Origin of the sequence: Microvirga tunisiensis, assembly GCF_009296175.1 — a bacterium.
Classification (GTDB): Bacteria; Pseudomonadota; Alphaproteobacteria; order Rhizobiales; family Beijerinckiaceae; genus Microvirga; species Microvirga tunisiensis.
The window spans coordinates 41,982-54,477 of the sequence record NZ_VOSK01000002.1 but is presented as its reverse complement, the minus strand read 5'-3'; the positions used below and the strand labels follow the sequence as shown (position 1 = coordinate 54,477).

Here is a 12,496-nt window from a genome sequence, read left to right as displayed (position 1 = left end):
CTATTGCTCGCTCTTACAGTGCAGAATTTGGCGAAGGAAACCGCAGTTGGCCGGGGGTCTCGGCTCCACGCATATTACGCTACGGCACGCCTGTCGCCAGAGAGCTCGTGAGCCCATAGCGGAACAAGCCGCAATCACTCGTACTGCGGCTTGCGGTGTGAGCAATGATCGGAGGTCTCAGAGTCGAAATCAGACGAAGTCTTCGCGCATGGGAGTGAAGACATCGAGCAGCACTCCTGCCTCGATGGCAACGGCCCCATGGACGGCATTCGGTGGGACGAGGAAGCTGTCGCCCTGCTTGAGACGTTCGGTACGACCGGCAATGGTCACGTCGAAGACACCGGCCTCGACGAGGCTGCACTGGATATGGGGATGCGAGTGAGGGGTACCCACGGCTCCAGCCTGGAAGGCCACACGCACCATCATCACCTCAGAATTGTAGGTGAGGATTTTGCGGCGGACGCCCTCGCCTGCGGGCTCCCAGTCGATGTTGCTGTCAAAGGCGAAAGGCTGATTGATACGGTTCATGGTTCCTCCGGAAAGATTTCAGCGGGCAAGCCATCCACCGTCGACCGGCAGGACGACGCCGTGGATGTAGTTCGCCGCAGGTGATGCCAGGAAGACGGCAGCGCCGCCGAGGTCTGTCGGATCGCCCCAGCGACCGGCCGGGATTCGTCCAAGAATTTCGCTGCTTCGCTTCGGGTCGTTGCGGAGCGCCTCGGTGTTGTTGGTCACGAAGTAGCCGGGCGCGATGGCATTCACATTGATGCCCTTGGCGGCCCACTCGCAGGCCAGCAATCGCGTGAGGCCGGCAAGACCGCTCTTGCTCGCCGTGTAGGAGGGAATGCGGATGCCTCCCTGGAAGGACAGGAGCGAGGCGATGTTGATGATCTTGCCGCCGCCCTCATCCGCCAGCATGGTGCGCGCCACGGCCTGAGACAGGAAGAAGGTGGACTTGAGGTTGACGTTCATCACGTCGTCCCAATCCTTTTCCGTGAACGCGATGGCATCCGCGCGGCGGATGATTCCGGCATTGTTGACCAGAATGTCGATCCGGCCGCTGACCGATGCAGCCTCGCTGACGATCCGTTCGATCGGCTCCAGGCTCGACAGATCCGCCTGCACGGCATGAAAAGCTGCACCCGTGTCGCGGCACAGGCGCTCGGTCTCTTCCATGGATGAGCGCCCGACGGCGACGATGGCAGCACCGGCTTGCGCCAGCGCCACCGCGATCGCCTGACCGAGCCCCGTATTAGCCCCGGTCACAATGGCGGTCTTGCCGCTCAGATCGAGAGAGAATGTCATCGCAACCCCCTCACCGCAGCGCGTCCATGGGCACCATGTCCATGTCCGTGAAGTCCTGGTTGTCGCCGCCCATCGCCCAGACGAAGGTGTAGTTGCTGGTGCCGACGCCGGAATGGATCGACCAGCCGGGAGACAGGATCGCCTGCTCATTGCCGACGACGAGGTGCTTCGTCTCGTCCGGCTCGCCCATGAAGTGGAAGACGCGAGTATCGGGCTGCATGTCGAAGTAGACATAGACCTCGGAGCGGCGATCGTGCAGGTGAGCCGGCATGGTGTTCCACATGCTGCCGGGCTTCAGCTGCGTCATGCCGAGAACGAGCTGAGCGGAGCGGCACACCTCCGGATGAATCATCTGGAAGATCGTGCGGACGTTTCCGTTCGCGGCATCGCCGAGATCGACCCGACGGGCCCGGTCAAGGCCGATCTTCACCGTCTCGAAGCGGGCATGCGCCGGCGTGCTGACGAGGTAGAACTTCGCTGGAGTGCCTGCGTCGAGGCTCTCGAAGCGGACCTCCTTCGTGCCCATGGCGACATAGAGAGCATCACGAGGCTCAAGATTGTGAACCTCTCCATCCGTGTGGACGCGCCCGGGCCCGCCGAGGTTGACGACGCCGAGTTCCCTTTGGTCGAGGAAGTTCGGCGAGCCGATCTGCTTGTGCGATTCCAGCTTGATCGCCCCGGAGGTCGGCGTCACGCCGCCGACTACCAGCCGGTCGATATGGCTGTAGGTCAGCTTGACCTCGCCAGGTACGAACAGCGTCTCGATCAGGAAATGGCGGCGCAGTTCGGCCGAACTGAAATGGCGCACGGCCTCAGGATGGCAAACCTGCCGGATTTCGATGGTCATCATTACCTCTTTGAATGCGATGGATCAGCGGAACAGGGCCGGAAGCCAGAGCGACAGGCCGGGAATGTAGGTGACGAGCAGCAGCACGGCGATGCTTGCGCCCAGGAACGGCCAGATGGTCTTCATGGCCTCGCCGATGGTGATCTTTCCGACCGCGCAACCGACGAAGAGCACCGAGCCCACCGGCGGCGTGTTGAGGCCGATGCCCGCATTGAGGATCAGGATCACGCCGAAATGAACCGGGTCGATGCCGAAGGCCTTGATCACGGGCAGGAAGATCGGCGTGCAGATGATGATCATCGGCGCCATGTCCATGAAGGTGCCGAGCACCAGCAGGATCACGTTGATGAGCAGCAGCACGACGATGGGGTTGTCGGACACGGTCTTCATGAGGGCGATGGTCGCCTGCGGAACCTGCAGGAAGGCCATGAGCCAGCCGAAGGCGCTGGCGGTCCCGATGACGAGCAGGACCATGGCCGTGGTGCGCACGGCCCCGAGCGTCGCCTCGACGAAGCTCTCCCAGTTCATCTCGCGATACACGAAGAGCGTGACGAGCAAGGCATAGACGACGGCGATGCACGAACTCTCCGTTGCCGTGAAGATCCCTGAGCGAACGCCGCCGAAGATGATGAAGATCAGCAGGATGCCGGGCACGGCCGAAACGAAGAAATAGGCCAGCATCCGGAAACCGGGAAACGGATCGGCAGGATACCCGCGGCGCACGGCCACCACATAGGCGGTGATCATGAGAGCGGCAGCCAAAAGGAAGCCCGGAACGACACCGGCCGTGAACAGGTCCGCCACCGAGATCGTGCCGCCGGCCGCGATCGAATAGATGATCATGTTGTGGGACGGCGGGATCAAAAGCGCGATGATCGCCGCGTTCACCGTCACGTTGACGCTATAATCCTTGGCGTAGCCCCGCTTTTCCATCTGCGGGATCATGATGCCGCCGATGGCCGAAGCATCCGCAATGGCCGAGCCGGAAATGCCGCCGAAGAGCGTGGAGGCCACCACGTTCACCTGCCCAAGACCGCCACGCAGATGGCCGACGAAACCCGCAGCCAGCCGGATCAGGCGATCGGCGATGCCGCCGCGCATCATCAGATCGCCCGCATAGATGAAGAACGGGATCGCCATCATGGCGAAGGCGTTCATGCCGGAGTTGATCTGCTGGAACACCACGAGGGGCGGCAGCTGCATGTAGAGCACGGTCGCCAGCGATGCGATGCCCAGACAGAACGCAACCGGCGTGCCGATGATGAGCAGGAGCGTGAAGACGCCGAAGAGAACCCAGATCTCCATTGTCTCAATCCTTCACGGCAACGAGATGAGGCTCGTCCACGCGCACCATGGGCGCATCGTCTCCGACAAGCAGGAGACGAACGAGCTTTTCGAGGGAAAAGAGAGCAATCAACACGCCGCCGACAGCAAGCGGCACATAATCGAACCCCTGCGGGATCGGCAGGCCAGGCATCGCGGCGGACCAGGTCTCCACCGCGAGCGCCGTGCCGTACCAGGCCATGGCGCCGCCGAAGATGAACACCAGCACCTCGGTGACGGCGAGCATGGTCTGGCGCAGGCCTTGTGGGGCATAATGAAGGGCGATCTCGAAGCCGAGGTGGTTGCCGTCGCGCACACCGACGGCGGATCCCAGCAGGATGAACCAGCTCATGAGGAGCAGGGAGGCGGGCTCCGTCCAGCTCGGCGACTGGTTCAGCACATAACGGCCGAACACCTGCCAGGCGACGAAGAGGGTCATGAGGATAAGGCCGATCCCGGCGATCCAGAGAGCCGTCCGGTTCACGACGGCGAGGATGCGGGATAGCGCGGCAAGTTCAGCGCGCATCGGTAAAGGTCTCCAATGAGGCAAGAGACGGACCGGCCGGAGCCGGTCCGTTAATCCATCAGCCTGATATGGCTCAGTTCATGGCCTGAATGCGGGAGACGAGCTCCTTCACCTTCGCATCCTTGGCATATTTCTCGTAGACGGGCTTCATCGCGTCGATGAAGGGCTGCTTGTCGACATTGTTGATCTGGCTGCCGCTCGCCCGGATCTTCTTCTCGGCTTCCTTCTCGCGGGCTTCCCAGAGCTCACGCATCTTCGCGACGGATTCCTTCGCCGTTTCGCGTACCGCCTTCTGGTCTTCCGGTGAGAGCTTGTCGAAGCTCTTCTTCGACATCACCAGCACTTCCGGCGACATGGAATGCTCGGTCAGCGAGTAGTATTTCGCCACTTCGAAATGGCGGAAGGAATCGTAGCTCGGCCAGTTGTTCTCGGCTCCGTCGACGACGCCGGTCTGGAGTGCGGAATAGACCTCACCCGGAGGCATCGGCGTCGCATTGGCACCGAGCGCGTTCACCATGTCGAGGAACAGGTCGGACTGGATCACGCGCACCTTCATGCCCTTGAGATCCGCAGGCGTGTTGATGGCACGCTTTGAATTGTAGAACGAGCGCGCGCCCGAATCGTAGAAGGCCAGCGCCACGAGTCCATGGGGCTCGAACGCCTTCAGGATCTGATCGCCGACGGGACCATCCATGGTCTTGCGCATATGGTCGACCGACCGGAAGATGAAGGGCAGCGACGGGACCAACGTCTCGGGGATGAGATTGTTGAACGGGCCCATGTTGATCCGGTTCAGGTCGATCACGCCGAAACGGGTCTGCTCGATCGTATCCTTTTCCTGACCCAGCTGCGCGGAGTGGAAGACCTGCACCTTGTATCGGCCATTGGTCTTCTTTTCGAGCAGGGAGCCGAAATACTTGACGGCTTCGACGGTGGGATATCCATCCGGGTGGATATCGGCCGAGCGCAGTGTCGTTTGGGCGCTTGCTGTGCCACTCATGAAGGCCGCCCACACGCCGAGAGCGGTTGCGGCGAGAGTTCTCCTGGTCAACATCATGTTCCTCCTTAGGCTTCCTCAGGTGCTTTATAGTTTCAAACCAGACCTTCAGCCGGCTTGTCCGGCGCCCCGAGTCCATGCGACCCATCGGGACGGGACCAGACGCTGCTTGCCGCGGCTTACCTGGTCGACGATTGTATGGTAGTATGCACTTATATGTTACGCAACCCGCCAAAAGAATGAGAACGCCGTGAACACGCCCTTCCCTGTCGGCCATGGCTCAGCCGCCCAGCGCATCGAGAGCGAGTTGCGCCGCCTGATCATCGCCTTGGAGCTTCCGCCGGGGAGCCGGCTCTCGGAGCAGGATATCGCCGAGCGCCACGGAGTTTCACGGCAGCCGGTTCGGGAGGCGCTGATCGGCCTGGCGCGAACGCGTCTGGTGGAAATCCAGCCCCAGCGCGGCACCACGGTGGTCAAGATCTCAGTGCGGAAGATGATGGAGGCCCGGTTCGTCAGGGAGGCGATCGAGACGGCGGTCGTGCGCCGCGCCTGCTCGTCCTTCGACCAGCAGAGCCGTGAGCGGATCAACGATCTCCTGGCGATGCAGGATCAGGCCGCCCGGCGGGACGACCACGATGCCTTCCAGCGTTACGATGAGCTTTTCCATATCGCGCTGGCCGAGGGCGCCGGGTGCCCCCTGGCTTGGGAGGCCGTTCAGGACATCAAGGCCCACATGGATCGGGTATGTCAGCTCACCCTCCCCGGACCGGAGGCGATGCTGCCGCTGATCGATCAGCACCGTGCCATCATGGCCGCCATCGATGTTCGCGACGAGGAGGCGGCCGCCGAGGCGATGCGCCGGCATCTCACGGAGATCCTGCGCGCCCTGCCCCGGGTCGAGATCGAGCATCCGGAGCTGTTCAGTTCTTAAGGGGACGACCGGGCATTCACCTTTTTCGTCATCACCGGCCTTGTGCCGGTGATCTCGCTTGGCGAAGCGACGCGCTTTACGGCATCGGGATGGCCGAGACAGGCCCGGCCATGACGCCACTATTTATTCACACAGGATGGATGAACCCTGGCTTTCTGACTTCAGCCAGAAACTCAGGATGGGTTGGTACCCTTCCCCCTCAGGCCCGCAACGCGAACGCCGTCGTCGACTTGATGCGCTCCATCGCGAACCTCGATGTGACGTTCTTGAGCGGGATCGCCTTGACGAGCTGCTTATAGAAAAGGTCGTAGGCCGCCATATCGGGCACGACGACACGCAGGATGTAGTCCACGTCGCCGGCCATCCGGTAGATTTCCATGACCTCGGGGATCGTCGTGACGAAATCCGCGAACTGCTGCATCCAGGCCTCGGAATGATCGTGGGCCTCCACGGCCACGAAAGCCGTCAGGCTGAGGCCGACCTTCTCCGGATCGACGAGGGCCACCCGCCTTTTGATGACCCCGGACGCCTCCAGCCGCTGGATACGCTTCCAGCACGGCGTCTGAGAAAGGTTCACCCTTTGGGCGAGCTCCGCCACGTAGATGCTCGCATCCTCCTGCAGGAACCCTAAGATCTTGGCATCAATTGCATCCATCAGCAGACCTGCGCAGCGTTTCGCTTTACCAGTTATGTTCTTTATATAGAACGAGGTCAAGCGGACCAGTCCCCTCAGCCATGCCGAAAGGTAACCTGCCCATAGGGCCCATTTTCCTTGAGAAGCTGGGCTGAGAGAAAATCAGAGCTGTCGCAGGAAAATTCTTGCTGCCGCCTTCCGGGAAAGAAGAAGTTTTTTCTTCACCTCCACGTTCTAAAAAAAGAACAATCTAATTGACCCGGGCCCGTCCTCTAGGCACCATTCCTACAAGTCTCCGAAGCGCAGCATGTGCCGGGGGTGGAAGCAAACGAGGCATCTGCCGTCCAATACGCAGATCTTCAAAGCTGTCAAAACTCGTCATCTCCCAAGATGACGACCACTCATCCTGTTGTTTGTCCGATCCGGAGACAGGAAACGCGAGCCTATACTTCCGTTAAACATAAGGGACCGTCCGATGCCGATTAAGTTTCTGTCTGAATGGAGCCGCCGTCGATCAAGCTCAAAATCCTTTGCGGTCATGGCATTTCTCGCCGCATCCACCTGGGCGCTCGTTCCAGGCGCGGCTCAGGCCGCGTCGCCTTTGAGGATCGGCATCAATTCCGGTCTCTTGGCCGATGCCGTTCATCAGGCCGCCAAGGAAGCCAAGGAGCAGGGACTCGACGTGAAGGTGATCGAATTCACGGACTGGATCACACCCAATGCTGCGCTCGCCAACAAGGACATCGACGCCAACTACTTCCAGCACATCCCCTTCCTGGAAGATGCCAAGAAGGCGCGAGGCTACGATTTCGTTTCCATCGGCGTCGGCACGATGTCGAAGGTCGGCCTCTACTCGAAGAGGTACAAGAACGTCGCGGATCTTCCCAATGGCGCAAAGGTTGCCATCGCCAACGATCCGGTGAACGGCGGAAGAGGGCTCGTACTTCTCGAGCGGATCGGTCTGATCAAGCTCAGGGAAGGCTTGGAATACAAGGCGACGGTCGCCGACATCGTCTCGAACCCGAAGAACATCAAGATCACCGAGCTCATCGCCCAGCAATTGCCGACGGCGCTCGATGACGTGGATCTCGGACAAGGCTATCCGGCGACCCTCAAGCAATTCGATATCGACCCGAACTCGGCCCTGATCTTCGACGACGTCCAGAAGCGCTTCGCCATCCAATGGGTCGTCCGCCCTGAAGATGCGAAGGACCCACGGATCAACAAGTTCGTGTCCATCTATCAGAACTCACCCGAGGTCAAAGCCATCCTCAAGAAGCACTTCGGCGACATGACCGTTCCGGCGTGGGAGCCCGCGCAGAGATCCGACACCAATCCCACGAACTGAATATCAGCTGACGATCGAGCCGGGTGAGACAATGACCAAGAAGATCAACATCTACGCCTTCGACATGAACTGCGTGGGCCACATCAATCACGGGATGTGGACCCACCCGCGCGATCAGTCCTCGTCCTATACGAGCCTGGACTACTGGGTGAACCTCGCGAAGATCGCCGAGCGGGGCAAGCTCGACGGCATCTTCCTGGCCGACATCGTGGGCGTCTACGATGTCTACAAGGGAGGGCCGGAGGCGGCCATCGCCGCCGGCGCGCAGGTTCCCGTCAACGACCCGATGCTCCTCGTGCCGGCCATGGCGCATGCCACGAAGCATCTGGGTTTCGGCGTCACCGTCAACACGACATACGAGCAGCCCTATCTTCATGCCCGCCGCATGTCGACGCTCGATCATCTGACCGAGGGCCGCGTCGGCTGGAACATCGTCACCGGCTATCTCGACAGTGCGGCGCGCGGCATGGGGCTTTCCGAACAGCTCGACCACGATCACCGCTATGACATCGCGGACGACTATCTCGATGTTCTCTACAAGCTCTGGGAAGGCAGCTGGGACGACGATGCCGTCATCCGCGACCGCGCCCAAGGCATCTATGCGCGTCCCGAGAAGGTCAGGTCCATCAAGCACGACGGCCCTATTATCAGATCGACGCCGTTCACCTGAGCGAACCGTCTCCTCAGCGCACACCGGTTCTGTATCAGGCCGGATCGTCGACCCGCGGACGCGAGTTTGCGGCCAAACATGCCGAATGCGTGTTCACCGGGGGGCCCAACCCGAATGTCGCCCGTGACATCATCGCCGACATCCGCGCCCGGGCGGCGAGCTACGGCCGCAACCCTCACGACGTGAAGGTCTTCGTCGGCATGAGCCTCGTGGTCGGCCGCACGGAGAAGGAGGCTCAGGACAAGCTGGAGGAATATCGCCGCCACGCAAGCGTGGAAGGAGCTCTGGCGCATTTCTCGAGCTCGTCGGGCGTGGACTTCTCGAAATACGATCTCGATGAGCCGATCCAGTATGAGAAGAACAATGCCAACAACTCGACCCTGGAGGCCATCACCACGCGAAGTGCCGGCACGGTCTGGACGGTTCGCAAGCTGATCGATCAGATGATTCTGGGAAGCCGGCAAAAGCCGTTCGTCGGCACGCCGGAGCAGATCGCCGACCACATCGCCTCATGGGTCGAGACCGCCGATATCGACGGCATCAACCTGCCCCGCACGGTGGCCCCGGAAAGCCTGGCCGACTTCGTCGATCTGGTCGTGCCGGCGCTCCAGGAGCGGGGCCTGTTCAAGGCCGATTATGCCGACGGCACCCTGCGCGAAAAGCTGTTCGGCGAGAGCCGCAGCCGTCTTCCCTCCGAGCACTGGGGGGCTCGTTATCGTTCGAACGCGGTGCAGCCTGCTCCTGCCAGAAAAATCGCCTGATCCCCTCTCTCCATTCGAACGGAAGCAACGATGTCTGCCGCCACGAGCCTTTTTGCACCAGACCCGCATGTCGGACCCGCCGGCGCCCTGCACCGGCTTGCGTCCCCGCCGATCTCCTATGACGAGCTGGCGCAGCGCTTCCGGCCGATTTTCGCAAGGATCGCCGAGGGAGCCATTGCATGGGAGCAGTCGCGCGCCTTGGCCTTCGAGGCCGTGACCTGGCTGCGCGAAGCGGGCTTTGGCGCTCTGCGCATTCCGCAGGCTTATGGCGGCCTCGGCGCCAGCCTGCCCCAGGCGTTCCGGCTTCTCATCGAGCTGGGCGAGGCCGATTCCAACCTGCCCCAGATCTTCCGCGCTCATTTCGCCTTCGTCGAGGAGCGGCTCAACGGCCGGGACGAGGCCGACCGCCAGCGATGGTTCTCCCTCATCGTCGACGGCGCCCTCTTCGGCGCCGCCATGGCCGAGAAGACGGAAGGCACCGAGACGACCGTCACCCTCACGAAGGACGGCGATCACTGGCTTCTCGACGGTTATAAATTCTACAGCACCGGGACGATCTATGCGACGTGGATCGTGGCGGTCGCCCTGGAGGGAACGGAGTATGTCTCCCTCGTCCTGCCGACGACGGCTCCGGGTGTCGTGATCGAAGACGATTGGGACGGCTTCGGCCAACGCCTGACCGGCAGCGGCACGACACGTTTCAACCGGGTCGAGATCAGGGCGGATCAGATCCTCCGGCGGATCTCCGTCGAACAGCCTCCTAAGACATCCTACATCATCGCGTATTACCAGCTGTTCCATCTGGCCGCCCTCGCGGGCATTGCGCGGGCCGTCCTGAAGGACGCCATCGAGTTTACCCGGGCCAAGACCAGGACCTTCGCGGTTCCCGGCAAGTCCAGCCCGCGCCATGACCCGCTCGTTCAGAGCGTGATCGGGCGTCTCGCGAGCCTCTCCTTCACGGCGGACACGCTGGTGGAAGGCGTTGCCGATGCCATTGAGGACTCCTACCAGTCCGCTCTCAATGGCCAGGATGCGACGGAGCTCTATACGTCGGCGAACATCAAGGCCTATCAGGCGCAGCAGATCGTGATCGAGCAGGTGCTCGAAGCGACGACCTTGCTCTTCGAGATCGGCGGCGCATCCGCCGTAAGCGAGACGCGGCGCCTCGACCGCTACTGGCGCAATGCCCGCACTCTGGCATCCCACAATCCCGCCATTCAGCGCGAGCGTGCCATCGGCGATTACTGGCTGAATGGCACCCCACCCGTCGGCGTTCTCCAGGCCGTCATCCAGAGCGAAGCCCAGGCGAAGAACGCCACTGACACTTCAGCCCTGAATCCATAACCAGAGACGGGATCATCAGACATGCCCACAAACTTCCTCCCGATGTTCTGGGATGCATTCCTCGAGAGCCTGATCATGGTCGGCACAGCGGGTCTGGTCGCTTTCGCGGCCGGGATTCCCCTCGCCGTCGTTCTCGTCACCACCAGCATCGGCGGCATCTACGAGATGCCCCGTCTCAACCGGGTGTTGGGCAGCGTCATCAACGGCTTCCGCTCGACGCCTTTCATCATCCTTCTGGTAGCCCTCATCCCCTTCACGCGCCTCATCGTCGGCACGTCGATCGGGCTCTGGGCCGCGGTCGTACCGTTGAGCATCGCGGCAACACCGTTCTTCGCCCGCATCGCCGAAGTCAGCCTGCGCGAAGTCGATCACGGCCTCGTCGAGGCCGCGCAAGCCATGGGCGCGAGCCGCTGGCAGATCATCGTCCATGTGCTCTTGCCGGAAGCCCTGCCAGGCATCATCCGGGGCTTCACCATCACACTGGTGTCGATGATCGGCTCCTCGGCCATGGCAGGGGCCGTGGGCGCCGGCGGACTGGGCGATCTTGCCATGCGCTACGGCTACCAGCGCTTCGACACGACCGTCATGGTCAGCGTCATCGCCGTCCTGATCGTCATCGTCACGGTGGTCCAATCCACGGGCGATCTCATCGCAAGCCGCTTCGACCGGCGCTGACCGGAAAGCCGTTGCCTCTGGCAGGACGTTGCGCTCTCATGGTGGTTGCCGCACCGGAACCCGGTGCGGTCAACGACATCAACTCTATAGGGAGCCGCAATGCCATTCCTCTCCAGCCTCACGCGTCGGCACGTGCTCGGCGCTGCCTTGAGTGCTTCGGCCTGCCTGGTATCCGGAGCCGCGCTCTCCCAGCAGGCCACCTATCCCTCCCGGCCGGTGCGCCTGATCGTGCCGTTCACGCCAGGCGGCACCACCGACATCTTTGCCCGCCTCGTCGGCGAGAAGCTGTCGCAATCCCTCGGGCAGCAATTCGTCATCGAGAACCGCGGCGGAGCAGGCGGCAATATCGGGACCGATGCGGTCGCCAAGGCCGATCCGGATGGCTACACCCTCGTGATGGGCACTGTGGGCACCCATGCCATCAATCCGAGCCTCTATACCAAGATGCCGTATGATGCGCTCACCGATTTCGCCCCGGTCGCCTACGTGGCCGGAGTGCCGAACCTGATGGTGGTGAGCCCGAAGAAGGTGAAGGCCACCACTGTCGAGGAATTCATTGCCGAGGCGAAGGCGACGCCCGGCAAGATGACGATGGCGTCCTCCGGCAACGGCACCTCCATCCACCTGTCAGGCGAGCTCTTCAAGCAGATGACCGGCATCGAGATGCCCCACGTTCCCTACCGTGGCAGCGGACCGGCGGTAAACGATCTGATTGGCGGCCAGGTGGACGTGATGTTCGACAACCTGCCCTCCTCCATCGAGCAGGTCCGCAGCGGCAATCTGCGCGCGCTCGCGGTCACGTCATCCAAGCGCTCACCCGCCATCCCGGACAAGCCGACCCTCGCCGAGGCAGGCCTGCCCGGCTTCGAGGCATCGAGCTGGTTTGCCCTGTTCGCCCCGAAGGGCACGCCGCCCGAAATCACCTCCAAGCTGAACCAGGAAGTCCGCAAGGCCCTGGAGACGCCGGAACTGCAGAAGCGTTTTGCAGACCTTGGTGGTGAGATCCGATCGATGAGCCCGGACGAACTCATGGCTTATGTGAAGTCCGAGCATGAGAAATGGGCGAAGGTCGTGAAAGCCTCGGGTGCCAAAGTCGATTGATCCTGACCCTGAGGGGCGCCCTGAAGTCGCCCCT

General features: G+C 62.0%; 12 protein-coding genes and 1 pseudogene. 6 read left to right on the top strand and 7 right to left on the bottom strand.

Features of this window, described 5'->3' with window-relative positions; all coding sequences use genetic code 11:
* Positions 1-189 precede the first annotated feature (189 nt).
* The 6 genes from FS320_RS01490 to FS320_RS01465 form a co-directional block, all read right to left on the bottom strand.
* Positions 190-528, bottom strand: coding sequence for a cupin domain-containing protein (locus FS320_RS01490; protein ID WP_152708837.1), 339 nt, complete (start codon positions 526-528; stop codon positions 190-192).
* 18 nt (positions 529-546) lie between these two features.
* Positions 547-1,305 carry a 2-dehydro-3-deoxy-D-gluconate 5-dehydrogenase KduD gene (kduD, locus tag FS320_RS01485; protein ID WP_152708836.1) on the bottom strand — a complete coding sequence of 253 codons (759 nt, stop codon included), beginning with the start codon at positions 1,303-1,305 and terminating at the stop codon, positions 547-549.
* 10 nt (positions 1,306-1,315) lie between these two features.
* Complete coding sequence (kduI, locus tag FS320_RS01480) at positions 1,316-2,152, bottom strand: 5-dehydro-4-deoxy-D-glucuronate isomerase (protein ID WP_152708915.1); 837 nt, start codon at positions 2,150-2,152, stop codon at positions 1,316-1,318.
* Between the two features lie 24 nt (positions 2,153-2,176).
* Complete coding sequence (locus tag FS320_RS01475; RefSeq protein ID WP_152708835.1) at positions 2,177-3,457, bottom strand: TRAP transporter large permease; 1,281 nt, start codon at positions 3,455-3,457, stop codon at positions 2,177-2,179.
* A 4-nt stretch (positions 3,458-3,461) separates the two neighbouring features.
* On the bottom strand, positions 3,462-4,001 hold the full coding sequence (locus tag FS320_RS01470; protein WP_152708834.1) for a TRAP transporter small permease: 540 nt from the start codon (positions 3,999-4,001) through the stop codon (positions 3,462-3,464).
* 73 nt (positions 4,002-4,074) lie between these two features.
* Positions 4,075-5,055, bottom strand: coding sequence for a TRAP transporter substrate-binding protein (locus tag FS320_RS01465; RefSeq protein WP_152708914.1), 981 nt, complete (start codon positions 5,053-5,055; stop codon positions 4,075-4,077).
* Between the two features lie 193 nt (positions 5,056-5,248).
* Here FS320_RS01465 and FS320_RS01460 point away from each other — a divergent pair, with 193 nt between their 5' ends.
* Positions 5,249-5,929, top strand: coding sequence for an FCD domain-containing protein (locus tag FS320_RS01460; RefSeq protein ID WP_162002749.1), 681 nt, complete (start codon positions 5,249-5,251; stop codon positions 5,927-5,929).
* Between the two features lie 199 nt (positions 5,930-6,128).
* Here the strand turns inward: FS320_RS01460 and FS320_RS01455 are convergent, their stop codons facing one another.
* Complete coding sequence (locus tag FS320_RS01455) at positions 6,129-6,584, bottom strand: Lrp/AsnC family transcriptional regulator (protein WP_152708833.1); 456 nt, start codon at positions 6,582-6,584, stop codon at positions 6,129-6,131.
* A gap of 454 nt (positions 6,585-7,038) precedes the next feature.
* On the opposite strand from FS320_RS01455, the gene FS320_RS01450 reads away from it, so the two are divergent.
* The 5 genes and pseudogenes from FS320_RS01450 (at position 7,039) to FS320_RS01430 (ending at position 12,462) form a co-directional block, all read left to right on the top strand.
* The gene (locus FS320_RS01450; protein WP_152708832.1) at positions 7,039-7,911 is read left to right on the top strand and encodes a MetQ/NlpA family ABC transporter substrate-binding protein; all 873 of its coding nucleotides are present in this window, start codon (positions 7,039-7,041) and stop codon (positions 7,909-7,911) included.
* A 31-nt stretch (positions 7,912-7,942) separates the two neighbouring features.
* Positions 7,943-9,342: pseudogene (locus tag FS320_RS01445) on the top strand (LLM class flavin-dependent oxidoreductase).
* Between the two features lie 30 nt (positions 9,343-9,372).
* Positions 9,373-10,686, top strand: coding sequence for an acyl-CoA dehydrogenase family protein (locus tag FS320_RS01440; RefSeq protein WP_152708831.1), 1,314 nt, complete (start codon positions 9,373-9,375; stop codon positions 10,684-10,686).
* A 21-nt stretch (positions 10,687-10,707) separates the two neighbouring features.
* On the top strand, positions 10,708-11,361 hold the full coding sequence (locus tag FS320_RS01435; protein WP_152708830.1) for a methionine ABC transporter permease: 654 nt from the start codon (positions 10,708-10,710) through the stop codon (positions 11,359-11,361).
* A 99-nt stretch (positions 11,362-11,460) separates the two neighbouring features.
* Positions 11,461-12,462 carry a Bug family tripartite tricarboxylate transporter substrate binding protein gene (locus FS320_RS01430; protein WP_152708829.1) on the top strand — a complete coding sequence of 334 codons (1,002 nt, stop codon included), beginning with the start codon at positions 11,461-11,463 and terminating at the stop codon, positions 12,460-12,462.
* The last annotated feature ends 34 nt before the right edge of the window (positions 12,463-12,496 follow it).